The following is a 25,857-nucleotide window of genomic DNA, read 5'->3' on the forward strand; positions in this document are numbered from 1 at the left end:
TCGGGGCCGTCTTTAATTGTTTTCCCCGGCAGAAGAAACCGATTCGCCTCCGTGGCGCTCCGGATTCAAGTTCCCGGTCCATTTCCTGTTAATCTTTGCCTCGTGATTCGGCGGGCCTTGAGGAGGGCCAAGCGGGCTTTGGCCAAAGATCGCGACAATCTGGCGGCGGAATTCGATACCGAGAGCACCACCGGCTTTTTGGCCGAGGAAGATGCTCTGGATCGCCGCATGCTGTGGCGGCTCGGCTCGTGGGGCGTCGCCGCGGTCGGCGCCGTCACCGTCGCGGTGATGGCCAACCAGTCGGCGTTGACGCTGCGGCGCGACCAGGTTGCCGCAGCGGATCTCGCGCGACAGGCCCAGCAGTTGCAGACGCTGGCGAAGGAGAGTCACAACGAGGCGCGCCGGCTGGCGTCCGCGATCGATACGCTCAACGGCGACCGCGACCGGCTGTATTCGCGCGTCACCACGCTGGAGCAGGGTCTCGACTCCGTGACCGGCGCGATCGCCAGGCAGCCGCCGGCACCATTGCCCTTGGCAGCGGCGCCCTCGCCCGCAACCGCCAGTTCGTCTGCCGCCGCCTCCGCGCCAGCCGTTGCCGCCGTCGCAACGACGCCGCCGGTCGCATTGGACAAGCCGGCGGCGATCGACAAGCTGCCCGCAGCCGGCGACAGCAAGGCGACTGGCCCGATCGAGAAGCCGGTTGCGGCGGCCGAAAAGCCGGCAACGGCCGACAAGAAACCGGCGTCCGCGGCCGCCAAGCCGCAGGCCGCCGCGGAGAAGCCGCCAGCCTCCGACAATTCGCCGCCGAATTCCGCCACGGCCGCATCGATCGCAAGTCCAATGAGCGCCGCCGCGGCCGGCGCCGAGGATGCACCCGCTGCGCCGGCACCGGTCGCGGACAAGCCGCTTGCCGACAAGCCGGTCCTGGCATCACTCGATCCGGCGGCGAACAAGGCAACCGAAACGGTCAGGCCGCCGACCGCCAACGATGTCACCGCCGCACCGATCCCTCCGCTGGTGATCACAGCGGATCCGGACGCCGAGGACGATGCGCCGCAGGCACAGATCCACCGCACCGAGTTCGGCGTCGATCTCGGCACGGCCAATTCGGTCAATGGACTGCGCGCGCTGTGGCGCGGCCTGTTGAAGTCGAAGGCCAACGCGCCGCTGGCGGCGCTGCGGCCGATCATCGTGATCAAGGAGAACAGCAACGGGCTCGGCATGCAGTTGCGCCTGGTGGCCGGACCGCTGAACGACGCCGGCACCGCAGCCAGGATCTGCGCGGGCCTCAGCCTGGTGCAGCGGACCTGCGAGACGGCGATCTATGACGGCCAGCGACTGGCCCTCAACGAGCCGGCCGCCGGAGCCAAGCCGGCGCCGTCGCATCGCCGGGCCGTGCCGAAGCGCGCCGTCGCGCCGCCGCCGCAGCAGCAGCAGCCGGTCGCCGAGGACAAGAAGCCGGAGCCGACCACGATCTCCTCGATATTCCGGCGGAACAGCCAATAATCATGTGAGCCAAGGGATTGTGGCCGGATTTTCAACCGATTTCGATGCTCCGACCGAACTTGTCCCGCAACCCGATCCCGACCATAGTGCCGCGATGACAAAACCTCCGTTCCGCCTCTCCCCCTATCAGGTCCAGTTCCTGATGGTCGTGGGCTTCGTCACCGTCGGCTACGCGCTCTACGTGCGCTATCTGGCAATCGAGTTCTCTCCCGTTGCGCTGGCCTGCGACGCCGGCGCGCAGACCATGCTCTGCAAGGCTCGCGCGCTGTCGACCGTACTGTTCAAGAACTCGGTGTTCGGGATCACCGCGCTGGTAATCGCGGTGCTCAACCTGACGCGGCCGTCGATCGTGCTGCTCACCGTCGGCTTGATCGCCGCGGGGCTCGGGATCGTGCTCTACAATGTCGTGCTGTCGGGGCTTGCGATCGGGCTGTTCATCCTGGGTTTCGCGCGGCCCGCACCCGCCACAGCGTAGCGGCAAGCAAAAGGTACATCACGCAGGTCCAGTCCGACTGCCAGTTGATCGTGCCCTCGTTGTAGATCGTGTAGCCGGCGGCGATCACCAGCAGGCCGGCGAATACGGATTCCGCGAGCGGCCGGATGCCTTCCTTCGGGCGATTGAGCATGGTCAGCAGCGCAAATGGCACCACCGCCATGGTCAGCGAGGCATACGGGAAATCGCGGTAGCGCGGATCGAAGGTGAAGCCGAGCGCGGTTTCGGCAGCAATCACCGTGGTGATGACCAGCACAATCGCCAGCACCGCGCCGAACATGCCCTTGCCGCGATAGTCGCGCGGCCCGACCAGTTCCAGGAAGGTCGGCAGCGAGCGGCCGGCGATCAGCGCATGCGCCGTCAGCAGTGGCGCGGCAATGCCCGCCGCGAGCAGCACGCCCCAATGCAGCCAGCCGCCGACGCCGTAGCTCTCGTAATACATCTTGTCGCCGGCAATCCCGAGCAGCGCCCCCGCCGTCGTCGCCGAAATGGCGACGGCGATCCAGGCCGACGGCCGCGGCGTCCAGGGCCGGCGGCGCAGCGTCAGCCAGGCCGCGAGGAAGGTGGCGACGGACAGCGCCATGCCGCCCACCATCTGCAGCTTCCAGTCCGGATAGTTCGTGATCGCAACGCCGGGCGGATATTTCACCTGCCGCTTGACCGAATCGAACAGGCCCCAATTGCCGCCGACGGTGCCCTCGAGCTTGCGCTTCCAGGGCTGGTCGTAGGCCTCGATCAGGTTGACCCGAAAGCCCTCGCGCTTGGCGAGGTCGAGGATCTCGGACACCACCCGCGCCTGGTTGGTGCGCGACGGCAATGCGCCCTCCCGCATCCGCCCCTGGCTCGGCCAGCCGGTCTCGCCGATCAGGATCTCCTTGCCCGGGAATGTCACCGCCATCCGCTTGCGGATATCGTCGACATGCGCCGCGGCGTACTTCGCCTTGACCGGGATGTCCTCCCAATACGGCAGGATGTGAATGGTGACGAAATCGACCGCGTCATAAATCTCGCGGTTCTTCACCCAGTATTCCCAGACGTCGGCATAGGTGACAGGAAGATTGCCCGCCGCCGCCTTCACCGCGCGGATGTTGCCAGCAAGATCGGTGGCGGTCATCTCGCCGCGCAGCAGCACCTCGTTGCCGACGATCAGCGAGGTGACGACGCCAGGATACTCCTTGGCGAGCCGGACCGCGATCGCGATCTGCTGCAAATTCTTGAAGCGGTTGCTGCTGAGCCAGATGCCCTGCATCACCTTCAGCCCGACCTTGGCCGCAACGCCGGGGACCTGGTCGAGGCCGTTCTCGATCGAATAGGTGCGCACGCAGTCGGTGACCTTGGCGAGATCGGTCAGATCCTGCTCGATCTGCTCGACTGGAATCTGCGTGGTGGGATCCAGCGGCGTCTGCGCGCCGCGGAACGGCGTATAGGACACGCATTGCAGCTTTGCAGCGGGATCGATCGGCGCGCGCACGAGCGTAATCGGCGTGGCGAGCCACCACCACACGGATGCAATCACGGCGAGCGAGATCAGGAGAAGCGCCAGCGGCGTACGAAGCGAAATCGGTTCCATCCTCCGGGGGACCGTCGAATTAGCCGGTCACAGCCCATCTGCCAAGTGCGGGATTAGGTCAATACCATGGTTGTCCTGCGACAGTTTTGCGCTGGGTCGATAAAGTTGTGAGTTTGCTGGACAAAATACCAAATTCCAGTCATCAGATTTCGCCAGAGTCTCCGCCGCACTGGAGACCTATTTGGACGGCATCACGCGAGCCGTTAGGATGATCCCGCGGGGGCAGGAACATTATCGGGGAATACATGCGTCGACGGCTGCTTGAGTTGAAGAACACTACTTTGCGCCATCTTGCCGTAACGGGCCTTGTCACGGGCCTTGCGCTCCTCATTGGGGCCGGCGGCGCGTTCGCCCAGAGCGGCACGCCGAATCCGCCGGATCAGGCGAAACAGCAGCCTGGACAGCCCGACGCCAACGCAAATGCCGCACGGGAAGCCAACCAGCGCAAGGTCGAGGAATTCGTCGAGGCCCAGCAGGCCATCAACGGGCCGGCCGGCAACCCGGAGTGCGTCTGGCTCGGCCGCCGCGTCGTCCGCCTGATGTGGAACGACGACCTCGATACCGCGTTCCGCCATCTCGACCTCTACGACCGATTCGGCTGCCCCGGCGGCCACGTCCAGGCGGCGTTCCGCTGCCTGACCCGGTTCGGCGCCCAGATCGACGACAAGGTCCGCGGCAGCCTCGACGGCCGCATCCACGCCTGCTGGATCAATCCGGGCGCGCAGCCCCAGGCCGCGGCCGCCGCCGCTGCTCCCACCCCGGCGCCGGCGACGGCCGGCACCGCCGCACCGGCACCGGCAGCCTCGCCCTCGCCTGCACCGACCCCGTCGGCGTCACCTGCGCCAGCGTCGAAATAGGCGTATCCCGCGACCGGGGTCCGGCCGCGATTTTTTTGCGGCTGGAACGGCTTGCGCCCTTAAAACGCCATCGCGGCACACCAGTTGTTAAATCGGATGGTGGAGATATCCTTCGCTCCGCCGTCGTGTTGGTCGAACCCAGGGGACGGGTTCGCTTAGTCCTCAATCTCAGGCCCCGTATGGTTTAACCGCGATGCGCGCCGTCGTCGCCGTCCTGTTGCTTGTCACCGCCGCCCACGCCGCCCTGTGGGGTCTCTTCCAGGAGAAGCAGCCGGCGCCCGATTTCCGTGGCACGCTGCCAAGCCTGTCCTACGCTCCGTTCGAGTCCGGCCACACCGTCGCCGACGTCGCCGCCGACACCGAGAAGGTGCGCACTGACCTCAGAAAGCTGTCCACGCTCACCAAGGCAGTCCGTCTCTATTCGTCGACCGAAGGCAACGAGCTGGTACCGCCGGTCGCCGCCGAATTCGGCATGAAGGTCACGGTCGGCGCGTGGATCGACAAGGACGCCAACCGCAACAACCGCGAGATCGAAGCCGCGATCAACCTGGCCAAGCGCAACAGCAACGTCATCGGCATCGTGGTCGGCAACGAAACCGTATTCCGTGGCGAGCAGGTGCCGCTGGAAAACCTCGGCTCGGTTCCGGAGATCGGCGTGCCCCCCGAGGAGTCCGAGAGGATTCTTCGCGAGGAAGCGCAGCGCCTCCACGACGCGGAAATGCAGCCGGATGAAGATGGCAGCAGCGGTTTGAGCAAGCGCGCTGAAGCGATCAAGTGGGCGATCGCTGAAAACAACGTGCACCGGCTGATCAAGGTGATCCAGCGGGTCAAGAAGTCGGTCAACGTTCCCGTCACGACCGGCGAAATCTGGAACATCTGGCGCGACCATCCGCAGCTCGCCAACTCGTCCGACTTCGTCGCCGCGCACGTGCTGCCCTACTGGGAAAACTTCACCGACAAGCAGGCGGTGGACCAGGCGGTCGACCGCTACAATTTGTTGCGCGACTCCTTCCCCGGCAAACGCATCCTGATTGCCGAATTCGGCTGGCCGAGCCAGGGCTACAATCTGCGCAGCGCCGTTCCCGGCCCGTTCCAGCAGGCCACCGTGCTTCGCAACTTCGTCACCCGCGCCGAAGCCATCGGCATGGACTACAACATCGTCGAGGCGATCGATCAGCCCTGGAAGTTCTTCGAAGGCGGCGTCGGCCCCTACTGGGGCATCCTCAATGCCGACCGCGAGCCAAAGTTCGCCTGGACCGGACCGGTCACCGATCCGAACTACTGGAAGATCGCGCTGGTCGCCGTCCTGGTCGGCCTGTTCATGTCGCTGCCGATCCTGCGGCTGGACCAACCGACCGTGATGCAGGCGCTGCTCTTGTCGGCGGCCGCCAATGGCGTCGGCGCGTGGGTCGCGACGGTGTTCTCCTACTGGACGACGCACTACTTCGTCTGGGGTTCGGCCTTCGCGCTCAGCCTCGGCCTGGTGCTGCTGGTTCCGCTGGTCCTGATCGCGATGGCGCGGATCGAGGAGATCGCGGCGGTGGCGTTCGGCCGCGGCCCGCGCCGGCTGATCGGCAAGAGCGCGCCGCTTGCGCCCGCCACGATCGGCGAGAACGTGAAGTTTCCGAAGGTCTCGATCCACATCCCGGCCTATTTCGAGCCGGTCGAGATGCTCAAGCAGACGCTCGATGCGGTGTCGCGGCTCGACTATCCGAACTTCGAGTGCGTCTGCATCATCAACAACACGCCCGATCCCGACTTCTGGCGGCCGATCCAGGATCACTGCCGGCTGCTCGGCGAGCGCTTCAAGTTCATCAATGCCGAGAAGGTGCAGGGCTTCAAGGCCGGCGCGCTGCGCATCGCGATGGACCGCACCGCGGCGGATGCCGAGATCATCGGCATCATCGACGCCGATTATGTCGTGCATCCGGACTGGCTGAAGGATCTCGTGCCGGCGTTCGCCGATCCGCGCGTCGGCCTCGTGCAGGCGCCGCAGGAGCATCGCGACGGCGATCGCTCGCTGATGCACTACATCATGAACGGCGAATATGCCGGGTTCTTCGACATCGGCATGGTCCAGCGCAACGAGTTCAACGCCATCATCGTGCACGGCACGATGTGCCTGATCCGCCGCGCCGCGATGGACAAGGCCGGCGGTTGGTCCTCTGACACGATCTGCGAGGACACCGATCTCGGCCTCTCGATCCAGCAGCAGGGCTGGCTCACGCACTACACCAATGTGCGTTACGGCGAAGGCCTGCTGCCCGACACCTACGAGGCCTTCAAGAAGCAGCGCCATCGCTGGGCCTATGGCGGCTTCCAGATCGTGAAGAAGCACTGGCGGCGCTTCCTGCCCGGCGCCAGCCGGCTGACGCCCGATCAGCGCCGCGAGTTCTCGCTGGGCTGGCTGAACTGGCTCGGCGCCGAAAGCCTCGGCGTCGTGGTTGCGATCCTCAATCTGATCTGGGTGCCGATCGTCGCCTTCGCCGACATCGCGATCCCCGACAAGATTCTGACGCTGCCGATCATCGCCTCCTTCATCGTCTCGCTGGTGCATTTCGTCGCGCTCTACCGGCTGCGCGTGAACATCAAGGCCGGCCAGATGTTAGGGGCCATGATCGCGGCGATGAGCGTGCAGTGGACGGTGTCGCGCGCGGTGGCGCAGGGCCTGATCACCGAGCATCTTGCGTTCGCCCGCACCTCCAAGGGCGGCCTGTCGCGGATGTCGATCGAGTTCCAGGCGTTCTGGGAAGCCGTGATCGGCGTGTTGCTGCTGATCGGCGCCGTCGTGCTTGTCGTCACCAACGGCTACAAGCAGGTGCGCGAGATCTACATCTTTGCCGGCGTCCTGGTGCTGCAGAGCCTGCCATTCCTGGCGGCGGTCTCCATCGCGATCCTGGAAAATTCGCGGATCAACGAGTTCGCATTCTGGCGCAACAGCGCGATCCGCACCGCGGAACTGATCGGGTTGCGCCCGGTCAGCCTGCCCTCGGTCGCCGCCCCGTCGCAGCCGGTCGGCTCGGAAATCCGCCGCGACAACTAGCGCCGGATTTGGCCGACTTCAAGAAACGGCCCTAACCACAGGCGCCGGAACGGCAAATCCGGCGCGTCGGTGCACAATTGAGCGCCCCTCGGCTATTGACCCGATGGGCCCTGCCCCCTACACAGCGCGGGCTGGAGCACGATCCGGAGCGGTTCACCGCTGGCGTCCGGATCTAATGTTCAGGTGAGTGAGCGCGTAGCTCAGGCGGTAGAGCACGTGACTTTTAATCATGGGGTCGAGGGTTCGAGTCCCTCCGCGCTCACCAAACAAATTCTGTCCAGCCCGGTGACATGGGTAACAGGTCGTACCTAAGACATGGGTGACAACCTCGTGCCGAACGGGTTGTCGCGGGGTTGCAGGGTTTTCTGCTCCAGGTCGAAGTATCCCAAATCATCGTGCATGAAGCTGACGAGCCAAATGCCGTCATCGACTTCCTTGATGCCGAGTTGTTGGCCGGCCAGCACGGTGGAGATGTTGATCCGCTTGCGGTGCAGGCAAAGCCGCCCGACGCTTGATGGAGCACGCGAGAGCATTCGAGGCGATCCAGGCGGCCCACGCGAGCGGGACGTTCGCGCGGATGCTCCAGCCTGGGAAAGACCTGTTCGCCTGGGCTGTCCCATACATCCGGAGTACCTCATCTAGTGGAGCTAAGGCCACGAGCCCTTGGCGTTTCGCACGTCGCAATATCCATCGGGAATTTGCACTTCCTTCCTCGGGCTAGGCCGGCGCCGCCCGCATGCATTTCAAGCGGACGGCGTCGGGTGTTCTCGCCATGCGGATGATTGACCAGGTGCGGAAAGAAGCTTGGGATAGCATCTGCCCGGCTCCTCCAAGGTCGGGCGCCCATTCCAAGGCGAAGCACCCGAGGACGATCTCAAATGGAAACGGCCACGCTTCTATCGGTTCTCCGCGACCGGAACGTCAGAGTATGGGTCGAAGGGGACCGCCTGAAGTGCAGCGCCCCCGCTGGCGCGCTTGACGCAGAGTTGCGCGCGACACTGGCCGACCGAAAGCAAGAACTGCTCGCCTGGCTTCGGCAGGCGGAGGCGCTGAAGAGCGGTCCGGCCGACTCCCTGCCGATCGAGCGCGAGGACGGGACAAGAGCGCTCCTGCCGACAATTTCCAGGGAAGTTCCGTTGCCGATAATCCCGGCACGGCGTGAACGCATGAGCCGTTTCGTTAAGGAGCTCCGAAGTTGCGGTTACGACCTTGTAAGCTGTGCCGAACGTCTTGAGGTCCTTCCTCGCCTCGGCGTCAATTTCTGGCCAATGATGCGAATGCATTGGGCCCCTCGGAAGAGCGATCCGATCGACAATCTCATTACGCTCTTCATCGATGGCCAGCCGGTGAGCGCAGACGTTATCGCGAAGCAGATTTCGTCGTTCTTTGTCGATGCTGCGCTCGAAATGAGATTGGCTGAAAAAAACGGCGACTTGTTGCAGTCGAACTTCTGTTTGTTCCCATGCTATGGGAAATATCTGGTCACCGATCAAGCAGAGAAGAATACCGCAATCAACCAAGTCATGTGGTTGTGGGGAGAGAGCTTCATGCTCGGCGGCTTTGTGAAGAGGATCCCCCGCAGGCGCGCCATTGATCTCGGAACAGGCTCCGGAGTGCACGCTATTCTGGCAAGCGACCATTCTGCGACAGTAGTGGGCGCAGACGTCAGTCCACGCGCCATCGCATTCTCCAACTTCAATGCAGCGCTAAACGAAAAGAGCAACATCGATTTCGTTGCCAGCGATCTCTTCGATTCGATCGACGGGACATGTGATCTGCTGGTATGTAATCCTCCTTACGCACCGGACACGGCCGCCAAGGCGAGCGATAATTTTTGGAGCGGTGGAATAGAAGGCACTGAGCTTCTGCGGAGGGTCGTCGAGGCTCTTCCCACGAGGTTGGATGCGGACGGAACAGCCTACATCAATGCTCTGTTTCCGAATCCTCCAGGAACGAAAATCAGGGATCATTTCGATGCTTGGCTTGAAGGCAATCTCACGGAGTGGGACGTGCTGGATCACACCTGGCCTGTGCCGGGATATCAAGATTTGTTCTCCGAGCAGCCATTCCAAGGTGATATGAGCGCCTGGCGCTTTGGCGTGGTGAGTATGCGTCGATCTCGGACTGGCCGGGGTTGGTGGAAGGAAGTCGCCGGCAGTGGCCTGTTCTTCCGAGAGGACGGAAGTTGCAGCGTAATCGCTGATCACGATGCCTACGGGTCACCTGCTGGACCATCGCCGAACAACTCGTAGGACACGCGGAACACAGCATCATCACTCCCGGCAGACGTCATGGCCTCTCCGTCCAGCAGACGGACGACAAAGCGAAGGCGCTCTTCCATCACCGAACTCGCTTTCCACGGCATCCACACCTCCCGCAGAACAACAGCGGAAAGTGTAACCCATGTGTCCGGTACGAGATGTCACCTATGTCTCGGGCCGCTGAAACCATTTGAGCCAAGTAGCCAGCCTTCAAAACATTCGCGAAATTTCCGTGTGGCAGTGACATCGCTCTCGTGGTGTTTGGAAGCCGGCCCGGGCCCTGACGCCGGCTCTTCTTAATTTTGTGTGAACTAAGCCACAGTTGTTCGGCGTGATCTTTAGTAGGTTTTCGGCGCGCTGGGGATTTCAGGGCCCAGAGGCTGGAACAGGGCGCCGCCGGGACAACTCATTTCGGGCCCGGCGGCGTAATTTTTCGCGACGGTCAGAACTGCAATCCCAATGCTCGGACCAGACGCATCCGGACGCCAACGGCCCGTTGCTCTCCCTGTCGCAGTCATCACGTTCGGCGTCGCGGGCGTCGAGCCTGCCTGCGGTTCTCCGGACCGGTCGGCGGCGCGTGTATTCCGGCATGAGCCTTGCTCTTTAGGTGGCGCAGGAAATTTCAGTGTCCCGGTTCAGGAACAAGCTGTCGCCGGATGTGTCTTTTGGAGACGAGCAGCTGGATTCATTGGGAGGTATCGTTGAGATACGCAGCGCCCCTACAGTCAAGGTTTGTCGTTCGGAGAGGAAGCACCGACTGGATGGTCTATGATCGGGAGCTCAAGGGGCCAGCGCAGTTGAAGAAAGACGGCCACTTCGCCGAGAAGCTGACGAAGGAACAGGCCGAACACATAAAGCAGGCCTTGACGGACGCCCTGAAGCCCGAGCCGTAAGGCAAAGTTAGATCGAATACCCCGATAGGTGGCGACACAAACCGCGAACAGATGACATCTGTGTTACCTCGTAAGGTATATGAACAGAGTTGGGCAAAGCGAACGAGGCGCGGCGAAATGGCGGCGCATCGATGGAGCAAATTAGGCCCTTGCGGAATTCAGCTTTGGCTACTGGACGTTCTGACCGGGCCAGCGTCGCCGTTGGAAGGGAACGATCGGGGAACAGCTCAAGGCACAACGAAAACCGCCCGCCTCACAAAGTTTACCCCCGCGCCGAGGGGAGCGCGACGCATGACGGCGCAAGCGCGCCGTTCAGCGCACAATTCGGAGCGAACATTCGGAACGCTGCTGGAGTTCGGCCGTCAAGATAACGGCAGTTCGCCCTGACCGCCTGTCCAGTCGATGATATCGAGCTGCATCCCTCGCTTCAGCATCTCGGCCTCGAGGCTGCCGGCATGCCGTTTCCACTCGGGCGTCGCGCGGACGCGGAATTTTGGATCTTCGCCGGCTGCCTCGAATTCGTCGTCGGCTCTGAGCGCACCGCGGACGGCTTCGTACATCATCTTCAGGCTGGCGTCGGTGAAGGCGCCGTAGTCCATCGGTCGTCTCCCTTGGCACTGTGAGACGCAAAAGGCCGCCACGTAGTCACTCGTGGCGGCCTTCTGCTAGCGGCCCATCCAGACGGCCTAGAACGACGTTGCGTGAGTCGGGTTAATGAAACGTTGTTGGCACGGTAGCGGCACACGCCTTCACAGGCGCCCTCGACAGCGTTACTCCACCGGGATCGTGGAGGCTGCCGCACTCAGATCGCGATGCGATCGAAGTCGACGGCTATCCGGCTGTTCGGGAAAATCCTCGTCGCCTCCGCCAGAATGTCCTCGTCCGGATAGCGGCCGGAGATGTGGGTGAGGATGAGCTGCTTGACCCCGCTCCGCGCCGCGAGCGCGGCGGCTTCGCTGGCCGTCAAATGCCCGTAGTCGCGCGCGATGGCCGCGTCGCGCTCGAGAAACGTCGCTTCGATCACCAGCACGTCGGCGTCCCCGACGTGTTCGGCGAGCCCCTCGGTTGCTTCAGCATCACCGACAATGACGAGCTTCTTTCGCCCCTGGGCCGGGCCAAGCACCTGCTCCGGATCGATGGTGCGACCGTCGTCCAGCTTCACCTGCCGGCCCTCCGCCAGCTCCCGGCGAACCGGCCCATCAGGCACGCGCAGCGCCAGAAGCCGGTCCGGGAGGAGATGCCGGCGCACCGCGCTCTGAAAGGTGAAGGCGAAGCTGTCCGTATCCCGGTGGCGGACGGGAAAGCAATCGACGGTGAATTCGCCGGCGTCGAGGACTCGCCCCTCGCTCAACGGCACCAGATCAAGCGGGATCGGCGCTCTGCCCTCGCCCCATAGGCCCGCCAGCATGCGGACGACGACATCGAGCGTACCGGGTCCGGCATGAATCGTCATCGCATCCGAACTTTGCCGCAACCGGAGGGTCGAAAACAGCCCGGGGATGCCGAGCACATGATCGAAATGCCCGTGGGTCAGCAACAGGCGATCGAGCCGGCGAAAGCCGGCGCCGCTCCGCAGCAGCTGACGCTGCGTTCCCTCGCCGCAATCGACCAGAATACGACTGCCGGCAGCCTCGACGAGGATGCCGGGGTGATTGCGCTCGGGAGACGGCACGCTTGCCGACGTTCCCAGAAAAGTCAGCGAGAACATCGCAGCACCTCGCCTTCCGACTGCCGACGGCGCCATGCCGCCGAGATCGCGCAATCTGATGGCAGCGTCGCCCGGTGTGTTCAAGCACTTCGAAGCCGATGACGGTGGGACCGAGGCGTCCTGAAGCCGGCGGCCTTAGGGGCAGACCGCATCCGCGCCATCGGGATCGATCGTCGTGACCGGCGCACGCGGCGCCCTCGTCACGCCCTCAACCGGTCACGGCCTCAAGCATCGAAACAGCTGCGCGAGCGCGGTGTTGGCGGATTGCGCGCGCCGTTCGACGATTTCAGCCGCGGCGGCGTAGTTGCGCGCCAGGATCTGGAGCGCGCGGCGGGCATCCGGCAGCGTGGATTGCTCCGCCATCTCCAGGCACTGATGCTCGAAATATCTGAGCTCCTCAAGTTCGGTCATTCGCGAATCGTCCGATCGGGTCCTGCATTTTCGAACTCAGTGCGCCAGCGCCCTAGTGAAAGTTTGGCAAGTTTGTTGCGGGGGCCGCGCAATCTGGTCGGAGTGTTTCTGGACGCATGATTTGATGATCACCGCTCCGTGACCGATGCGAGGGTGAGCCGCGCGGATCGACAAGCGCGTGCAATCGTCTCACAATGTGGCGGGCTCGCTTGGCGAGCCTTGGAACACACGCGGTTGGTGCGGTATCGAATTGGCTTTGTTGGACCGATGAGGAAACGCGATTGGGCTTTCGTGGCGGCCTGTGTGGCAGGCGCGCTGCTGTTCGGCGTCTGGAGTTTCCAGATGGGTATCGCGTTTCATCGATCCCAGAACGGCGCGACCGACCTCTCCAGTTCGCACCGGCGGAGCCAGGACAGCGCGTCCGCGCACGGCCCGGCCCGGCCGAAGGCGGATGACGGCGATCAGCAGGCCGGGCAGCCGCGATAGGCGCCGCGATCGCGTTCGTCGCCGCCACATCGCGTCGGACTAGGCCCAAGCCAGGCCTGCCATGCCGGTGGCGCCATCGTCATCTGTCTTCGCATGCGTGAGCCGCCTGCGGCCCGTGCTGTCCTTGGCGCGACGGTGACGAACGCCAAACCTGTGCAGCGCCATCGGCACATGCCGCATCACGCCGCGGACGAGACCGATGGCCTGTCTGACGACCACCACAACCGTCGCAACGCGGGTAAAGAAGCCGATCAGGAAGATCATCGAGAAGATGTCGATATAGGCCAGCACATCGCCGACCAGCATCAGCTCGGGAGGAAGCGGAATCCGGTGCCAATAGGCGCCGATCACGATCGCAACCGGGATCAGCGCGATCAGCTTCCGCAACGTCAGCCGATCGAGCAAGGCGGCGAGCTCAACGACCAGGATCTGCCACAGCCAATCGCCAAGCGCGGCTGGCTTGTCGATCGTCCAAGTCTGCCACAAACGCTGCCACATCGCCGCTCCGCCTCCCCTTGCGCGCAATACCGGCGCTACGGCTTCGACGACGCCTCGCTGCCGCTGCCCTCGTCTGCGGCGCCCTGCGCATCAGCCGGATCGGCCGATGGAAAGATGCGCTCATAGTTCGCACGCGCCTCGCGGATCAGACGCGCACGCTCGCGTTCGGACTTCGAGATGAACCTGATGATCTCGCCCATATTCGCTCCAAGGCAGAAATGATGATCCGACCGTCAGCTATGCAACCATCGTGCCCGACGGTCGCATGCCCGACCTCCTCGCGCCGCTCAGCGGAACGCCCGCGGCGCCATCCGCTGCTGGCTGAAGGCAACGCGCGGATTGATGCCGCAATAGGCGTCGCGGCCCGACGCGGATGCCTGGCACTGCTGATAGGTCTGGTAGCCGCAATAGCCGGGATATCCCTCCTGCCGGCCCTGAATGCACCAGGGATACTCGTAGGGATCGGCCGCCGCAGGCGACGCGGAACCGACAATCCAGCTCGTTCCGAGCGCCGCGAACGCCAGAATTGCCCAATTCGTCCTGCGCATGATCGTGTTTCCTTGCTCCATCGGCTCCCAGCCGCTGATCTAGGTACGCCGGCAGGATCTGCGAGGTTTCCGGCCACCGCCTCAAGAAGCTGTGACGATGGTACAAAGCCCGGTCGCGGCACGGTGAGGACCGGCCGACCGCTCATCGGCTCGCGCGGCCTCCAAACCCGCCGGCCCGCCGCCCCCTAGGCCCCCCAACGCACGTAGTTAACCGGCGCCTAATCGGAGATCCGCGGTTGAAATGTCCGATTTAAGCGCGCTGCAAGGCGGCTGCCCTAGTCTCCCGCGCGGCTCAATGGACGACGACACCCGGAGAGGCTCGTCGCACGGGGGATAATCATGCGCAGCGCGCTCATTGCTTCAATGATCCTGTCACTTGCGGCCGGAGCGGCCGTTGCCGGACCACGAACGTCGGGGGCGTCCGAGGCGGCACCAAGCAGCGTCGAGAAATATCGCGGCTACGTCTTTGATCTCTCCGAGAACGCCGACCGCAAGGACGTTACCAGCATCGCCGACATGGTCCGCCGCCAGCTCGACGTCGTGGAAACCGCAGGCTTCAGCCCGAAGGTGTTGCAGTTCTTCCATCGCGTGCCGATCGTTGCGAGCGAGATGGCGTGTCTCGACGAAGGCGCGGCAGCGGCCTGCTATGGCTTGACGCCGCCGGAATGGGACCGCGGCACGACGCGCGACGTCACCATCTGGGATCACGACAAGCAGCAATGGACCAATTCGGATCCGCTCGCGCTTGCGCTCGATTCCGGCATCGGCATCATCAGGATGCGTCCGAACATGATGCGTTACGCGAAGGAGCCGGTGCTGCTGCACGAATTCCTTCATGCCTATCACGCCCGGCTGATGCCGAACGGCTTTGAGAACAAGGGCATCAAGGGCTTCCTCAGCCAGGCGAAGTCGAAGGAGCTGTTCGCCAAGGAGGCCTATGCGCTGAAGAACCACCAGGAGTTCTTCGCGGTGACGGCGAGCATCTTCCTGGCCGGCAAGGATTCCGAGCACGAACCCTATACGCGCGCCACGCTGAAGGAGAAGATGCCGGACTACTACAAGTTCCTCGTCGGCCTGTTCGGCGCCGATCCCGAGGAAACCGGCGTCACGCCGGTCGCATCGGCCAACTGAGCCCGGTATCCCACAAAAAAACGAGGCCCGGTGTGCCTAGGAGACCGGGCCTCGTTTCTGATGTCCCCCGCCTCGTGGCGGATCAGGTCTTGTCGTTACGCGACCTTGTCCGCGCGATCCATCCCGGATGATTACGGGGTCAGGCGCGCGCCGGCCTCACTTGCTGTAGCTGTAGAACCCCTGCCCGGTCTTGCGGCCGAGATGACCGGCATCGACCATCTCCTTCAGCAGCGGCGCCGGCCGGTATTTGGGGTCGTTGAAGCCGGTGTAGAACACCTCCATCACCGACAGCATCGTGTCGAGCCCGATCAGATCGGCGAGCGCGAGCGGGCCGATCGGATGGTTGCAGCCGAGCTTCATGCCGGCATCGATCTCCTCGGCGGTGGCAATGCCTTCCTGCAGCGCGAAGATCGCCTCGTTGATCATCGGGCACAGGATGCGGTTCACCGCAAAGCCGGGGCTGTTCTTCGCCGTGATCGCCACCTTGCCGACCCGCTTGGCGAAGGCTTCGGCCTTGGCGACGGTGTCGTCCGAGGTCTGCAGGCCCCGGATCAATTCGAGCAGCGCCATCACCGGCACCGGATTGAAGAAATGCATCCCGATGAAGCGGTCGGGCCGATCGGTCGAGGCCGCAAGGCGGGTGATCGAGATCGACGAGGTGTTGGTTGCGACCAGCGCGCTCGGCTTCAGCCCCGCACAGAGATCCTTCAGGATCTTGATCTTCAGCTCCTCGTTCTCGGTCGCGGCTTCGATCACGAGATCGCAGGCGGCGAGCTTGGCCTTGTCGGTGGTCGCATTGATGCGCCCGAGCGTCGCGTCGCGATCGGCCGCGGTCATCTTCTCCTTGGCGACCAGCCGATCGAGACTGCTCCCGACCGTCTTCAGGCCGCGCTGGACCGCCGCGTCGGAGATATCCACCATGGTCACGCCGAGGCCTGCCGCCGCGCAGATCTGCGCGATGCCGTTGCCCATGGTCCCGGCGCCGATAATGCCAACCGTCTCAATCATTGCGTTCGTCCCTCGTCGCTTGCGCGGCCGCGCGGCCGCATCGTCAAAAACGGCGGACCGGAGGGGTCCGCGGATGGCGCATGAATAGCAGTCCGGCCGCACGGCCGATACAGCGGAAGCCGGTATTCCGGTGAGGTCTATTCGGGGCGCGGCGGGACAGGCCGCCGTGGCGGAACGGCTGGCCGCGGCGGCGATAGGGTGCGCGGTGGTTCGGCCGTGCGCGACGGTTCGAGCACGCGGTTAAGTCGGACGATCCACCAGGCCAGCCGCCCGTAGCTGCGGCGCAGCGCCGATCCAAATCCCTCGTCGATGTCCTGGTCACGATCCATACCCCTATCATTAACGTGCATCCTTGAAGGAACGGTGAGCGCCATCACGTGCTGCACCGGCAATCGTTAGGAAGCTGGCAACTATTTCGCGCAAGCCTCGGTTGACGGCATGGGCGCCGTAATCTCCCGGATTGCGTGCGGGAGACCTTGCGCCGCAGCATCGTCATGCCGGTGCGACTCGCATTTTGTTGATCGAATTTTCCGCGGCGCGCCGCGACACAAGGACATTAGACGACGAGGGCTACGCCCATGCTTGCTGAAAAATTCTTTTTGGTGCTCGAGACATTGCTCAACGGCCAGACCCATTCCGACGGAAGCCCCCGCGTGGTGAGCACCGCGCCCCACATCCCGGTCGAGCTTCCGCGCGATAGCCAGCCGAAACGCAGCCCTTCCCGCTAGGCCGCTTGCTGGCGGCAGCTGGTCGCCAAGGCCGAGCTGGAGTCGCCGCGGCCACGTTGCTGCGGAATGCTGATCGCGACGTTTGCCTGCGCCAGTTGGCCCGTCGTGACGCACGAAGCCATTTGGCCGGAGCGGCTCCTCCGCTCGTGATCCAGCTCATAGTTGGTGAAGCCGAGCCACGCTACACCGCTCCCGCAACGACGTGGTGCCGCCGTGGACGATAAGACCGACCGCAAGACCGATTTCGCAAGCATCGCCGTCGCAATCTGCGTCGCCGCCTACATCGCGATCATGCTGGCCTATCTCGCCCAATACGATCTCGGACTGACCGCCGCGCGGACGCGTCATCTCTCGATGCTCGCAGCGCTGTTCCTCGCGCTGCCGGTCGCGCTGGATTTGCTGCGCACCGGGCCCGGCGACGGTCGCTGACGCGGACACGAACACGCCTGCAGCCTTCGATCTCCCCTGCCGCAAACGCGCCTGCGCAACATTGCGCTAGGTGAAGCGACGCGAATCAGCGTTACTTTGCAACTGATCGCTTCGTGGGATTTGGCGGCATGACCCAGCCCGACGTGTTTGATCAGAAGGTTCTGGATCAGAACATTCGCGAACTGCAGGAATGGCTGCGCAAGGCTTGGCAGCAACTCGCGGACCCCTCGCTCACCGCCTTCTCCCGCCGCGAATTGCGCAACCAGATGAAGCAATGCAACGCCGATTTGCGCGTGCAACTGCAAGCCGCCTCCAAACGAATGCTGGTGCAGCCCGCCTCATCGGGCAGGAGGTTCGCCAAGCCGCCGCTGCGGATCCTCGCCTAGGCATGATGCCAGCGCGCCAAAATACCGCGATCTCCTGCTGCATGCTGGCCATACGCACCCTCTGCTTGTGCAGGGACGTCCGACAAGGCACAGCAAAACCGCTCCGGTATGCCTATATTGGGCGTCGTGTAGCGGCCAACGCCGCCAATGTTTAGGGACTCCCGTGCTATATCTGGAACTTGCGATCGTGGCGGTCTTGATCGTCGTCAACGGTCTGTTGTCGATGTCGGAGCTCGCGATCGTCTCCTCGCGTCCGGGGCGTCTTGCGGCGCTGGTCGAACGCGGCGTCAGCGGTTCGCGCCGCGCCCTTGCACTGGCCTCCGATCCCGGCAAGTTCCTCTCCACGGTGCAGATCGGCATCACGCTGATCGGCGTGCTGTCGGGCGCCTTCTCGGGCGCAACGCTCGGCCAGCGTCTGACGCAATGGCTGCTTGAGCTCGGCGTGTCCGCAAGTATCGCGGACGCGGTCGGCGTCGGCCTCGTCGTCGGCGTGATCACCTATGCCTCGCTAATCGTCGGCGAGCTGGTGCCGAAGCAGATCGCATTGCGCGATCCCGAGTCGATCGCGGTCAAGGTCGCTCCGGCCATGACCATGATGGCGCGGCTGTCGCTGCCGCTGGTGTGGCTGCTCGACCGTTCCGGCAAGGTGCTGCTGTGGGTGCTCGGCCATCGCGAGGATGCACAGGACCGCGTCAGCGAGGACGAGATCAAGACGCTGGTGGTGGAGGCCGAGAACGCCGGTGTGCTCGAGCCCGGCGAAAAGGAGATGATCGCCGGCGTGATGCGGCTCGGCGATCTGCCGGTCGGCGCAGTGATGACGCCGCGCCACGAGGTCAGCCTGATCGACCTCGCTGCCCCCGCGGCCGAGATCCTGGCGGCGCTGCAAAAGAGCAGTCACTCGCGCTGCGTGGTGTTCGACGGCAACCGCGATCATGCCCTCGGCATCGTGCAGGCCAAGGACGTGCTCGACGTCTACCTCGCGGGCCAGACGCCTGACATCCGCGCGCTCACGCGCGATGCACCGATCATTCCGGAGACCGTCGACGCCCGCGACGTGGTCGCGATCCTGCGCGACTCCAGAGTGCATATCGGCCTCGTCCACGACGAGTACGGCACCTTCCAGGGCGTCGTCACCAGCGCCGACATCCTCGAGGCCATCGTCGGCGCCTTCCACACCGAGGAAGGCCCGGCCGAGCCTGCCTACGTCCGGCGCGCCGACGGCTCCTATCTGATCTCGGGCTGGATGCCGGCGCTGGAATTCAGCGAGCTGCTCGGCATCACGCTGCCATCGCCGCGACCCTATCAGACCGCGGCCGGCTTCCTGCTGCATGAATTCGGCGCGATCCCCGATGTCGGCGCGAAAACCGCCGCGCAGGGCTGGGAATTCGAGATCGTCGACCTCGACGGCCGGCGCATCGACAAGGTTCTGGCCAGCAAGCAGCCGGCGGCCTGATATTTGCCACCCGGCCGTCCTGTTGATAAGCGGCAAGACAGCGAAACAGGCCGCCGCGGTGTGCTATCGGCATAGCGGCGGCCTGAGCAATCCCCGAGTAAACCCCACGGAATAGATCCCCATGCGCATTACCCTTGTCGGTTCCCGCCATTTCGGCGTGACGACCCTGAACATGCTGCGCGAGCACCACGTCACGCTGGTCAGGGTGGTCGTCCATGACGGCGAGGACCGGCTGGCGGCAGCAGCCAGGGCGGCCGGCATCGAAGTCGTTGTCCAGGCCGATCCCAAGCTGGTGACGGCCGCCGAGATCGCGCCGGACACCGACCTGATCGTGACCGCACACAGCCACGCCCGGGTCAGCAGGGAGGCGCTTGCCGCGTCCAGGCTCGGCGGCATCGGATACCACCCGTCGCTGCTGCCGCGCCACCGCGGCATCGCGGCGGTGGAATGGACCATCAAGGAAGGCGATCCGATCGCCGGCGGCAGCATCTATCACCTCGCCGACCGCATGGACGCCGGCGCCATCGCCGCGCAGGACTGGGTGTTCGTCAAGAAAGGCGAGACCGCCCGCGAGCTGTGGGAGCGCGCGCTGGCGCCGCTCGGTTTGCGTCTGCTCGCCCAGGTCATCGACTATGGTAAGGTCAACGGCTCGCTGCCGGCCAAGGTCCAGGATGAGCAGTTTGCGACCAAGGCGCCGAATCTGAGCCCTAGCAAACACTAACCCGAACTAGAGTATATGAATACCTCGTTCGAAAAAGCCATGCTCGGATTTTCCGTTCCTGATCCGGAACCGAATTCACCATGATGTGTTTGGGTTCACAGGAACATTTGGGGCTCCCGCGACGCAGCAAATTTTGAACACATTGTGACAGGATAAGCCGCGTCATCACACGAAATTACAGGGATTTGATTCATGCGTTCGATCCGCATTCGCGACCTGATTTTGGTCACTTCGGTCGCTTCGGCTGCCGCCCTCACCGCTGCTCCCGTGTCCGCTCAGCAGCCTTATGACGGGCTTTGGAACGTCACCGTCGTCACCAAGACCGGCAGCTGCGAACCGTCGCAGAGCTCGACCGTGACCGTCGCTGAAGGAAAGATCTCGGCACAGGGCGCGGCGATCTCCGGCACCGTCGGCAGCGGGGGACTTGTGCGAGTCTCGATCAATGGTGCATATGCGAACGGACAACTCAGTGGCAACTCCGGATCGGGGAAGTGGAATGGGGCATCAGCTGGCGTACCCTGCAGCGGCCGATGGGAAGCATCCCGTCAGTAAGATCACCAGCCTATCAAGTTTCTTTGCCATCGCGCGGCGGCCAGCATTTGCAGCCGCCGCGTTTTTCGTGACCGCACTCGCAAGCACCACGGGACATGCCCAGTCCGGCCCGTTCGCCGGCATGGCGGGCACCTGGTCGGGCGCCGGCTCGGTCACGCTGGACGACGGCTCCAGCGAGCGCATCCGCTGCCGGGCGACGTATCACGTCGGCGGGCCCCGGATGACCATGAGCCTCACCTGCGCCAGCGACGCCTACAAGTTCAACCTGGCGGCCGATGTGCAGGCCGAAGGCAGCGTGGTCAGCGGCAATTGGAGCGAGTCCAGCCGCAATGTCAGCGGCTCGTTGCAGGGTCGCGGCGGCGGCGGCAACTTCCAGGTCGTTGCCAGCGCTCCCGGCTTCAACGCCGATATCTCGATGCGCACCACCGGCAACAAGCAGGCCGTTACAATCAGGGCCGACAGCCAGTTCCGCGGCGCCAGCATCACGCTGTCGAAGTAATCGATCCGCGCTCCAACGTGGAAAGCCCTCCGGTCATCCCCGAGGGCTTTTTGTTTGGCTGCGCGGCAATTCCTCGCGTACGCCCCAGCGGTGCTATGCCGCAGGCACGAATGCGGTGACCTCGATCTCGACCTTGGCGCGCTGATCGACCAGCCCGCCGATATAAAGCAGCGTCGACGGCGGGAAATTGCGCCCGAGCGTCTCCTTCCACGCCGCGCCGATACCGGCGCCCGCGGCCTCATATTCGCTGCGGCTGGTCAGGTACCAGGTCAGGCGGACGATGTGCTCGGGGCCGGCACTGGCTTCGTTCAACAGCTTGATGATGCGCTTCAACGCGGTGCCGACCTGGGCGGCCATCTCGGGGGCGTAGTCGCCCTTCTCGTCGCCGCCGGTCTGCCCCGCCAGCACGATCCACTTGCCGGGCGCGTCGAACGCGACACCGTGCGAGAAGCCGCGGGGTTTCGACCATTCGGCCGGTTGCAAGACGCGCATGAGCAGATCCTCCTTTTTGGCGTTCGTCATTCCGGGATGGCTCGCAGAGCCAGACCCGGAATCTCGAGATCCCAGGTTCGCCCGTTTCACGTGCGCCCCGGGATGACAGCGTCGTCGATGCTGCTTAGCAGAGATCTCGTGGGTGACGCATCACCGCGCAGGCGGAATTGCGCGTTGCAAATTCATGGCAGCTCGCCGATACCGGGCACCCCTCCTCCGCCGTTCCCCGTCATGGATCGCACGCCCTCAAAGACCCGCGCAGCACTGTGGATGTCCGGTTGGCTCGCGCTGATGCTGATCGTGGCTGTGGCCGGCCGCGAGGCGACGCGCGAGGTCAACGTCTTCCAGCTGATGGCCGTTCGCGGCGTGCTCGGCTTCGCGATGCTCTATCCGCTGATCCACATGAATGGCGGGTTTGCGATCGTGAAGACGGCACGGGTGCACGTCCATATCGCGCGCAACCTGATCCATTTCTGCGCGCAGCTCGGCTGGTTCTATGCGCTGACATTGATCCCGATCGGCCAGGTGGTCGCGATCGAGTTCACGATGCCGATCTGGACCGCGATCCTTGCGGCGAGCTTTCTCGGCGAGCGGATGACGCGGTGGAAGATCGTCGCGATCGTGCTTGGCCTGGTCGGCGTGTTCGTGATCGTGCGGCCGGCGGCCGGCGCGATCAATCCGGGCCAGCTGATCGCGCTCGCCGCGGCGGTCGGCTTCGGCATCTCGGTCGCCGTGGTCAAGTCGCTGACGCGGACCGAGCAGACGCTGACGATCATGTTCTGGATGCTGGTGGTGCAATCGCTCGCGAGCATCGGGCCTGCGCTCTATGTCTGGACCTGGCCGCCGCTCTCGACCTGGGGCTGGCTCGCCGTGATCGCGTTCTGCGGCACGTTCTCGCACTATTGCATGGCACGCGCCCTGCTCCACGCCGACGCGACTGTCGTGATCCCGATGGATTTCGTCCGCGTGCCGCTGACGGCGATCGCCGGTTGGCTGATCTATGCCGAAAGGCTCGATGTTTACACGGTGCTCGGCGCGGCCATGATCCTGGCCGGCAACCTCATGAACCTGAAACCGACCGTAAGGAAGCCGGCGCGCGCGAGGTGACGCTCGCGTCGCGCCGCAGCCAGCGTGGCCGCGCCCGCCAGCCAAAGCCCGGGGATCGTCCCGGGCCTCCCGGTTTCGAAAGCGTGTTACTTTCCGGCGGCCTTGCGCAGCGCCGCGTTGATGCGATCCTGCCAGCCGGGGCCGCCCTCCTGGAAATACTCCAGCACGTCCTGATCGATCCGCAGCGTGACCTGCTCGCGGACGCCGGGGACAGCGACGGTCTTTGGCACCGCGTCCGCGACCTTGGTGGTGGCGCGCTTGAACGCCGCCTCGGCTTCGCTGCGCGCATCGTTCAGGGTTCGCGGTCGCCTCGGCTGGTCGGCCATATGCTGGATTCCTGTGTCTCAGATTCCTTCAAACAGTACCGTGGAGAGATAGCGCTCCGAGAATGACGGCACAATCGCCAGAATGGTTTTGCCGGCCGCTTCCGGCCGCTTGCCGATCTGCAAGGCGGCAGCGATCGCGGCACCCGACGAGATACCGCCGGGGATGCCTTCGTTGCGCGCCAGCTCGCGCGCGGTCTCGATCGCGGTCGCGCTATTGACCTTGACGATCTCGTCGATCACGGAGCGGTCGAGGATGTCAGGGATGAAGCCCGCGCCGATGCCCTGGATCTTGTGCGGCGTGTGCTGGCCGCCCGACAGCACCGGGCTCTCTTCCGGCTCCACCGCGACGACACGCAATGACGGCTTGCGCGGCTTCAGCACCTGGCCAACGCCCGTGATGGTGCCGCCGGTGCCAACGCCGGCGACGAAGTAATCGATGTTGCCGCCGGTGTCGTTCCAGATCTCCTCGGCGGTGGTGCGGCGATGGATCTCGGGATTGGCGAGGTTCTTGAACTGCTGCGGCATGACAGCGTTAGGCGTCGTGCGCACCAATTCTTCCGCGGTCGCGATCGAGCCCTTCATGCCCTGCGCGGCCGGGGTCAGCACAATCTCCGCGCCGAGAAAGGCCAGCATCCGCCGCCGTTCGATCGACATCGATTCCGGCATGACGAGCTTGAGCCGATAGCCGCGCGAGGCCGCGACATAGGCAAGCGCAATCCCGGTGTTGCCCGAGGTCGGCTCGATCAGCACGGTGTCGGCGTTGATGATGCCGGCCTTCTCCATCGCCACGATCATCGCCGCGCCGATGCGGTCTTTCACGCTGGCTGCCGGATTGAAGTATTCCAGCTTGGCGAGGATCGTCGCGTTGATGCCAGCCGCCTGCGGCAATCTTCGCAGCCGCACGATCGGCGTAGAGCCGATCGCATCGACGATGGAGTCAAAGACGCGGCCGCGTCCGGGTTGCACTGCACTCGTTGTCGACGGCGCGTCCATCAAGCGGCTCCTGTAGCAGATGTGCTGGGAATATGCGGTCTTGTCTCATTAGAAGCAGCGCACCATGGCACGCAAGTGAGAAACCGCCGCAACGCGAATTCGTTGCATCGCAAAATAGAACCTGCGCAAATAATTAAAACCTACGCATTTGTGTTGCGACAAGGTCAAACAAATGGGTTTATATACTTTCGTCAGGTGCAGCTCAGAACGCAAAGGAGGTCACATGCCAGCTCTCGCTGAAGTTCTGTCGACCACAGCGTCCAGGCCCGATCCGCGCGGCTGCGATTTGCCGACCTGTCCGGTGTGTGCGGACTCCATGGTGGCGGCGGAAGCCTCCGCGTACCTGTTCGACAATCTGATCAGCTATCTCTGGACCTGCGATAACTGCGGTTACGGGTTCGTTACCAAGCACGCGGTGAAACCGATCGTGTGCAACTGATCACACAGCTCATCTTGGAGCGATGTCACCGCGCGCCCAACCGGCGCGCGTTTTCGTTCTGAAGTCCTCGAACGTGCCGCTCGCCACCGCATCGCGGATGCCCTGCATCAGCTGCTGGTAATAGGCGACGTTGATTTCGGACAGCAGCATTGCTCCAAGTGTTTCGCCCGATCGAACCAGGTGATGCAGATAGGCGCGCGAATAGCCGCTCGCCGCCGGCCACGGGCTCTCTTCATCGAGCGGGCGCGGATCGTCGACGTGCCGGGCGTTGCGCAAATTGATCTGCCCGAAGCGGGTGAACGCCATGCCGTGGCGTCCGTTCCGTGTCGGCATCACACAGTCGAACATGTCGACGCCGCGCGCCACCGCCTCGAGGATGTCCTCCGGCGTGCCGACGCCCATCAGATAACGCGGCCGATCGACCGGGAGCGCCGGCGCGGTCTCCTCGATCATCGCCAGCATCACCGCCTGCGGCTCGCCGACCGCGAGGCCTCCGATCGCATAACCGTGAAAGCCGATGTCGGTCAGCCCGCGCGCGCTGGCGTGCCGCAGGTCCGGGACGTCGCCGCCCTGCACGATGCCGAACAGCATGTAGCCATCCGGCGCCGCCTCGAACGCGCGCTTGGAGCGTTCGGCCCAGCGCAGCGACAGCTGCATCGCGCGCTCGATGTCGGCGCGCTCCGCCGGCAACCGGACGCATTCGTCCATCTGCATGGCGATATCGGAGCCGAGCAGCCGCTGCACCTCGATCGAGCGCTCCGGCGACAGCTCGACCTTGGTGCCGTCGATATGCGAGCGGAAGGTCACGGCCTTCTCGGTCACCTTGCGCAGCTCCGACAGCGACATCACCTGGAAGCCGCCGGAATCCGTCAGCATCGGGCCGCGCCAGCCGGTGAAGCGCTGCAGGCCGCCAAGTCCGGCAATGCGCTCGGCGCCCGGGCGCAGCATCAGGTGATAGGTGTTGCCGAGCACGATATCGGCGCCGGCATCGCGCACCTCGCGCCAATGCATGCCCTTCATCGCGCCCGCGGTGCCGACCGGCATGAAGGCGGGCGTCCGCACGAGGCCGTGCGGCGTGGTCAGGCGCCCGGTGCGGGCGGCGCCGTCGGTTGCCAGCAGTTCGAAATGGTTGGGAAGATTCATGCGGCTGCTTATTGCGTGTCGCCGGTGCCCGATCAACCCGTCGGATAGCGGCCCTCGCGCGACTTCGTGAACACGGACAACCGGCTGGACACTTGCCTTGCATCATCAGCCTCGTTAAACAAAACGAAACAGTGTCGTTTTATGACGACAATATGGCAACCGGCTTCCCGCAGCGA

General features: G+C 64.2%; 30 protein-coding genes and 1 tRNA gene. 18 read left to right on the forward strand and 13 right to left on the reverse strand.

From position 1 onward, the window contains the following. Window positions 1-138: 138 nt before the first annotated feature. On the forward strand, window positions 139-1,506 hold the full coding sequence (locus I6F38_RS21510) for a hypothetical protein (RefSeq protein ID WP_225161716.1): 1,368 nt from the start codon (window positions 139-141) through the stop codon (window positions 1,504-1,506). A 94-nt stretch (window positions 1,507-1,600) separates the two neighbouring features. Further along, window positions 1,601-1,981, forward strand: a complete 381-nt coding sequence (locus tag I6F38_RS21515; RefSeq protein ID WP_016844836.1) for a hypothetical protein — start codon at window positions 1,601-1,603, stop codon at window positions 1,979-1,981. Here the strand turns inward: I6F38_RS21515 and I6F38_RS21520 are convergent. Continuing rightward, a complete protein-coding gene (locus I6F38_RS21520) occupies window positions 1,941-3,569 on the reverse strand; it encodes a beta-(1-6) glucans synthase (protein ID WP_225161717.1) in 1,629 nt (542 codons plus the stop codon). The two genes, I6F38_RS21515 and I6F38_RS21520, sit on opposite strands and share 41 nt — an antisense overlap. A 245-nt stretch (window positions 3,570-3,814) precedes the next feature. Here I6F38_RS21520 and I6F38_RS21525 point away from each other — a divergent pair, with 245 nt between their 5' ends. From I6F38_RS21525 to I6F38_RS21535, 3 genes are all read left to right on the forward strand, one after another. Continuing rightward, window positions 3,815-4,426, forward strand: a complete 612-nt coding sequence (locus I6F38_RS21525) for a hypothetical protein (RefSeq protein WP_057018479.1) — start codon at window positions 3,815-3,817, stop codon at window positions 4,424-4,426. 193 nt (window positions 4,427-4,619) lie between these two features. After that, a complete protein-coding gene (locus tag I6F38_RS21530) occupies window positions 4,620-7,469 on the forward strand; it encodes a glycosyltransferase (RefSeq protein ID WP_225161718.1) in 2,850 nt (949 codons plus the stop codon). A 189-nt stretch (window positions 7,470-7,658) separates the two neighbouring features. Next, a tRNA-Lys gene (locus I6F38_RS21535) sits at window positions 7,659-7,734 on the forward strand. Between the two features lie 43 nt (window positions 7,735-7,777). Here the strand turns inward: I6F38_RS21535 and I6F38_RS21540 are convergent. Then, window positions 7,778-8,002 (reverse strand): hypothetical protein, encoded by a 225-nt coding sequence (locus I6F38_RS21540; protein WP_225161719.1) that lies wholly within the window; start codon window positions 8,000-8,002, stop codon window positions 7,778-7,780. A 345-nt stretch (window positions 8,003-8,347) separates the two neighbouring features. Here I6F38_RS21540 and I6F38_RS21545 point away from each other — a divergent pair, with 345 nt between their 5' ends. Together I6F38_RS21545 and I6F38_RS44030 are read left to right on the forward strand one after the other, a co-directional pair. Further along, the gene (locus I6F38_RS21545; RefSeq protein WP_225161720.1) at window positions 8,348-9,721 is read left to right on the forward strand and encodes a methyltransferase; all 1,374 of its coding nucleotides are present in this window, start codon (window positions 8,348-8,350) and stop codon (window positions 9,719-9,721) included. Between the two features lie 770 nt (window positions 9,722-10,491). Then, window positions 10,492-10,623 (forward strand): hypothetical protein, encoded by a 132-nt coding sequence (locus I6F38_RS44030; protein WP_256438746.1) that lies wholly within the window; start codon window positions 10,492-10,494, stop codon window positions 10,621-10,623. A 362-nt stretch (window positions 10,624-10,985) separates the two neighbouring features. Here the strand turns inward: I6F38_RS44030 and I6F38_RS21550 are convergent, their stop codons facing one another. From I6F38_RS21550 to I6F38_RS21560, 3 genes are all read right to left on the reverse strand, one after another. Next, window positions 10,986-11,222, reverse strand: a complete 237-nt coding sequence (locus tag I6F38_RS21550; RefSeq protein WP_225161721.1) for a hypothetical protein — start codon at window positions 11,220-11,222, stop codon at window positions 10,986-10,988. A gap of 203 nt (window positions 11,223-11,425) precedes the next feature. Continuing rightward, a complete protein-coding gene (locus I6F38_RS21555) occupies window positions 11,426-12,331 on the reverse strand; it encodes a ribonuclease Z (protein ID WP_225161722.1) in 906 nt (301 codons plus the stop codon). Window positions 12,332-12,547: 216 nt separating this feature from the next. Then, on the reverse strand, window positions 12,548-12,742 hold the full coding sequence (locus I6F38_RS21560; RefSeq protein WP_092083365.1) for a hypothetical protein: 195 nt from the start codon (window positions 12,740-12,742) through the stop codon (window positions 12,548-12,550). A gap of 267 nt (window positions 12,743-13,009) precedes the next feature. Here I6F38_RS21560 and I6F38_RS21565 point away from each other — a divergent pair, with 267 nt between their 5' ends. Beyond that, window positions 13,010-13,228, forward strand: coding sequence for a hypothetical protein (locus tag I6F38_RS21565; protein WP_225161723.1), 219 nt, complete (start codon window positions 13,010-13,012; stop codon window positions 13,226-13,228). A 39-nt stretch (window positions 13,229-13,267) separates the two neighbouring features. Here I6F38_RS21565 and I6F38_RS21570 read toward each other — a convergent pair whose 3' ends face one another. The 3 genes from I6F38_RS21570 to I6F38_RS21580 all read right to left on the reverse strand — a co-directional run bounded on the left by I6F38_RS21570 (window position 13,268) and on the right by I6F38_RS21580 (window position 14,274). Beyond that, a complete protein-coding gene (locus tag I6F38_RS21570) occupies window positions 13,268-13,726 on the reverse strand; it encodes a hypothetical protein (protein WP_225161724.1) in 459 nt (152 codons plus the stop codon). Between the two features lie 35 nt (window positions 13,727-13,761). Then, a complete protein-coding gene (locus I6F38_RS21575; protein ID WP_016846117.1) occupies window positions 13,762-13,926 on the reverse strand; it encodes a hypothetical protein in 165 nt (54 codons plus the stop codon). Window positions 13,927-14,013: 87 nt separating this feature from the next. Continuing rightward, the gene (locus I6F38_RS21580; protein WP_028340725.1) at window positions 14,014-14,274 is read right to left on the reverse strand and encodes a DUF3551 domain-containing protein; all 261 of its coding nucleotides are present in this window, start codon (window positions 14,272-14,274) and stop codon (window positions 14,014-14,016) included. Window positions 14,275-14,613: 339 nt separating this feature from the next. Here I6F38_RS21580 and I6F38_RS21585 point away from each other — a divergent pair, with 339 nt between their 5' ends. Continuing rightward, window positions 14,614-15,405, forward strand: coding sequence for a hypothetical protein (locus I6F38_RS21585; RefSeq protein ID WP_225161725.1), 792 nt, complete (start codon window positions 14,614-14,616; stop codon window positions 15,403-15,405). Window positions 15,406-15,561: 156 nt separating this feature from the next. On the opposite strand, the gene I6F38_RS21590 is transcribed toward I6F38_RS21585, so the two are convergent. Continuing rightward, entirely contained in the window at window positions 15,562-16,413 is an 852-nt protein-coding gene (locus I6F38_RS21590; RefSeq protein WP_018271573.1) for a 3-hydroxybutyryl-CoA dehydrogenase, read from the reverse strand. Between the two features lie 578 nt (window positions 16,414-16,991). On the opposite strand from I6F38_RS21590, the gene I6F38_RS21595 reads away from it, so the two are divergent. The 7 genes from I6F38_RS21595 to I6F38_RS21625 all read left to right on the forward strand — a co-directional run bounded on the left by I6F38_RS21595 (window position 16,992) and on the right by I6F38_RS21625 (window position 21,181). Further along, the gene (locus tag I6F38_RS21595) at window positions 16,992-17,141 is read left to right on the forward strand and encodes a hypothetical protein (protein ID WP_225161726.1); all 150 of its coding nucleotides are present in this window, start codon (window positions 16,992-16,994) and stop codon (window positions 17,139-17,141) included. Between the two features lie 213 nt (window positions 17,142-17,354). Continuing rightward, a complete protein-coding gene (locus tag I6F38_RS21600) occupies window positions 17,355-17,570 on the forward strand; it encodes a hypothetical protein (protein ID WP_225161727.1) in 216 nt (71 codons plus the stop codon). A gap of 128 nt (window positions 17,571-17,698) precedes the next feature. Then, complete coding sequence (locus I6F38_RS21605; protein WP_225161728.1) at window positions 17,699-17,956, forward strand: hypothetical protein; 258 nt, start codon at window positions 17,699-17,701, stop codon at window positions 17,954-17,956. A 163-nt stretch (window positions 17,957-18,119) separates the two neighbouring features. Beyond that, complete coding sequence (locus I6F38_RS21610) at window positions 18,120-19,409, forward strand: hemolysin family protein (protein ID WP_225161729.1); 1,290 nt, start codon at window positions 18,120-18,122, stop codon at window positions 19,407-19,409. A gap of 121 nt (window positions 19,410-19,530) precedes the next feature. Next, window positions 19,531-20,130 (forward strand): formyltransferase family protein, encoded by a 600-nt coding sequence (locus I6F38_RS21615; protein ID WP_225161730.1) that lies wholly within the window; start codon window positions 19,531-19,533, stop codon window positions 20,128-20,130. Window positions 20,131-20,322: 192 nt separating this feature from the next. Beyond that, window positions 20,323-20,682 (forward strand): hypothetical protein, encoded by a 360-nt coding sequence (locus I6F38_RS21620; RefSeq protein ID WP_076828571.1) that lies wholly within the window; start codon window positions 20,323-20,325, stop codon window positions 20,680-20,682. A gap of 67 nt (window positions 20,683-20,749) precedes the next feature. Continuing rightward, window positions 20,750-21,181 carry a hypothetical protein gene (locus I6F38_RS21625; protein ID WP_225161731.1) on the forward strand — a complete coding sequence of 144 codons (432 nt, stop codon included), beginning with the start codon at window positions 20,750-20,752 and terminating at the stop codon, window positions 21,179-21,181. A 93-nt stretch (window positions 21,182-21,274) separates the two neighbouring features. On the opposite strand, the gene I6F38_RS21630 is transcribed toward I6F38_RS21625, so the two are convergent. After that, the gene (locus tag I6F38_RS21630) at window positions 21,275-21,673 is read right to left on the reverse strand and encodes a RidA family protein (RefSeq protein WP_225161732.1); all 399 of its coding nucleotides are present in this window, start codon (window positions 21,671-21,673) and stop codon (window positions 21,275-21,277) included. A gap of 231 nt (window positions 21,674-21,904) precedes the next feature. Here I6F38_RS21630 and I6F38_RS21635 point away from each other — a divergent pair, with 231 nt between their 5' ends. Continuing rightward, complete coding sequence (locus I6F38_RS21635) at window positions 21,905-22,780, forward strand: DMT family transporter (protein WP_225161733.1); 876 nt, start codon at window positions 21,905-21,907, stop codon at window positions 22,778-22,780. A gap of 86 nt (window positions 22,781-22,866) precedes the next feature. Here I6F38_RS21635 and I6F38_RS21640 read toward each other — a convergent pair whose 3' ends face one another. Together I6F38_RS21640 and cysK are read right to left on the reverse strand one after the other, a co-directional pair. Continuing rightward, window positions 22,867-23,106 (reverse strand): BrnA antitoxin family protein, encoded by a 240-nt coding sequence (locus tag I6F38_RS21640; protein ID WP_050400483.1) that lies wholly within the window; start codon window positions 23,104-23,106, stop codon window positions 22,867-22,869. Window positions 23,107-23,124: 18 nt separating this feature from the next. Continuing rightward, complete coding sequence (cysK, locus tag I6F38_RS21645) at window positions 23,125-24,099, reverse strand: cysteine synthase A (RefSeq protein WP_225161734.1); 975 nt, start codon at window positions 24,097-24,099, stop codon at window positions 23,125-23,127. 223 nt (window positions 24,100-24,322) lie between these two features. Between cysK and I6F38_RS21650 the strand changes: the two genes are divergently transcribed. Further along, on the forward strand, window positions 24,323-24,538 hold the full coding sequence (locus I6F38_RS21650; protein ID WP_028332087.1) for a hypothetical protein: 216 nt from the start codon (window positions 24,323-24,325) through the stop codon (window positions 24,536-24,538). Between the two features lie 9 nt (window positions 24,539-24,547). On the opposite strand, the gene tgt is transcribed toward I6F38_RS21650, so the two are convergent. Further along, window positions 24,548-25,681 carry a tRNA guanosine(34) transglycosylase Tgt gene (tgt, locus tag I6F38_RS21655; RefSeq protein ID WP_225161735.1) on the reverse strand — a complete coding sequence of 378 codons (1,134 nt, stop codon included), beginning with the start codon at window positions 25,679-25,681 and terminating at the stop codon, window positions 24,548-24,550. Between the last annotated feature and the right edge of the window lie 176 nt (window positions 25,682-25,857).

The organism is Bradyrhizobium sp. BRP56, assembly GCF_020194035.1.
Lineage (GTDB): Bacteria > Pseudomonadota > Alphaproteobacteria > Rhizobiales > Xanthobacteraceae > Bradyrhizobium > Bradyrhizobium australafricanum.

Bases quoted from the DNA above. Each gene is read 5' to 3' on its own strand.
- I6F38_RS21595 (WP_225161726.1), top strand. From the start codon at position 16,992: ATGCTTGCTGAAAAATTCTTTTTGGTGCTCGAGACATTGCTCAACGGC.
- I6F38_RS21640 (WP_050400483.1), bottom strand. From the start codon at position 23,106: ATGGCCGACCAGCCGAGGCGACCGCGAACCCTGAACGATGCGCGCAGC.
- I6F38_RS21565 (WP_225161723.1), top strand. From the start codon at position 13,010: ATGAGGAAACGCGATTGGGCTTTCGTGGCGGCCTGTGTGGCAGGCGCG.
- I6F38_RS21650 (WP_028332087.1), top strand. From the start codon at position 24,323: ATGCCAGCTCTCGCTGAAGTTCTGTCGACCACAGCGTCCAGGCCCGAT.
- I6F38_RS21540 (WP_225161719.1), bottom strand. From the start codon at position 8,002: ATGCTCTCGCGTGCTCCATCAAGCGTCGGGCGGCTTTGCCTGCACCGC.
- I6F38_RS21590 (WP_018271573.1), bottom strand. From the start codon at position 16,413: ATGATTGAGACGGTTGGCATTATCGGCGCCGGGACCATGGGCAACGGC.
- I6F38_RS21560 (WP_092083365.1), bottom strand. From the start codon at position 12,742: ATGACCGAACTTGAGGAGCTCAGATATTTCGAGCATCAGTGCCTGGAG.
- I6F38_RS44030 (WP_256438746.1), top strand. From the start codon at position 10,492: ATGGTCTATGATCGGGAGCTCAAGGGGCCAGCGCAGTTGAAGAAAGAC.
- I6F38_RS21615 (WP_225161730.1), top strand. From the start codon at position 19,531: ATGCGCATTACCCTTGTCGGTTCCCGCCATTTCGGCGTGACGACCCTG.
- I6F38_RS21630 (WP_225161732.1), bottom strand. From the start codon at position 21,673: ATGCGCGTCTTGCAACCGGCCGAATGGTCGAAACCCCGCGGCTTCTCG.
- I6F38_RS21635 (WP_225161733.1), top strand. From the start codon at position 21,905: ATGGATCGCACGCCCTCAAAGACCCGCGCAGCACTGTGGATGTCCGGT.
- I6F38_RS21570 (WP_225161724.1), bottom strand. From the start codon at position 13,726: ATGTGGCAGCGTTTGTGGCAGACTTGGACGATCGACAAGCCAGCCGCG.
- I6F38_RS21525 (WP_057018479.1), top strand. From the start codon at position 3,815: ATGCGTCGACGGCTGCTTGAGTTGAAGAACACTACTTTGCGCCATCTT.
- I6F38_RS21530 (WP_225161718.1), top strand. From the start codon at position 4,620: ATGCGCGCCGTCGTCGCCGTCCTGTTGCTTGTCACCGCCGCCCACGCC.
- I6F38_RS21575 (WP_016846117.1), bottom strand. From the start codon at position 13,926: ATGGGCGAGATCATCAGGTTCATCTCGAAGTCCGAACGCGAGCGTGCG.
- tgt (WP_225161735.1), bottom strand. From the start codon at position 25,681: ATGAATCTTCCCAACCATTTCGAACTGCTGGCAACCGACGGCGCCGCC.
- I6F38_RS21520 (WP_225161717.1), bottom strand. From the start codon at position 3,569: ATGGAACCGATTTCGCTTCGTACGCCGCTGGCGCTTCTCCTGATCTCG.
- I6F38_RS21555 (WP_225161722.1), bottom strand. From the start codon at position 12,331: ATGTTCTCGCTGACTTTTCTGGGAACGTCGGCAAGCGTGCCGTCTCCC.
- I6F38_RS21605 (WP_225161728.1), top strand. From the start codon at position 17,699: ATGACCCAGCCCGACGTGTTTGATCAGAAGGTTCTGGATCAGAACATT.
- I6F38_RS21620 (WP_076828571.1), top strand. From the start codon at position 20,323: ATGCGTTCGATCCGCATTCGCGACCTGATTTTGGTCACTTCGGTCGCT.
- I6F38_RS21585 (WP_225161725.1), top strand. From the start codon at position 14,614: ATGCGCAGCGCGCTCATTGCTTCAATGATCCTGTCACTTGCGGCCGGA.
- I6F38_RS21550 (WP_225161721.1), bottom strand. From the start codon at position 11,222: ATGGACTACGGCGCCTTCACCGACGCCAGCCTGAAGATGATGTACGAA.
- I6F38_RS21515 (WP_016844836.1), top strand. From the start codon at position 1,601: ATGACAAAACCTCCGTTCCGCCTCTCCCCCTATCAGGTCCAGTTCCTG.
- I6F38_RS21545 (WP_225161720.1), top strand. From the start codon at position 8,348: ATGGAAACGGCCACGCTTCTATCGGTTCTCCGCGACCGGAACGTCAGA.
- I6F38_RS21580 (WP_028340725.1), bottom strand. From the start codon at position 14,274: ATGCGCAGGACGAATTGGGCAATTCTGGCGTTCGCGGCGCTCGGAACG.
- cysK (WP_225161734.1), bottom strand. From the start codon at position 24,099: ATGGACGCGCCGTCGACAACGAGTGCAGTGCAACCCGGACGCGGCCGC.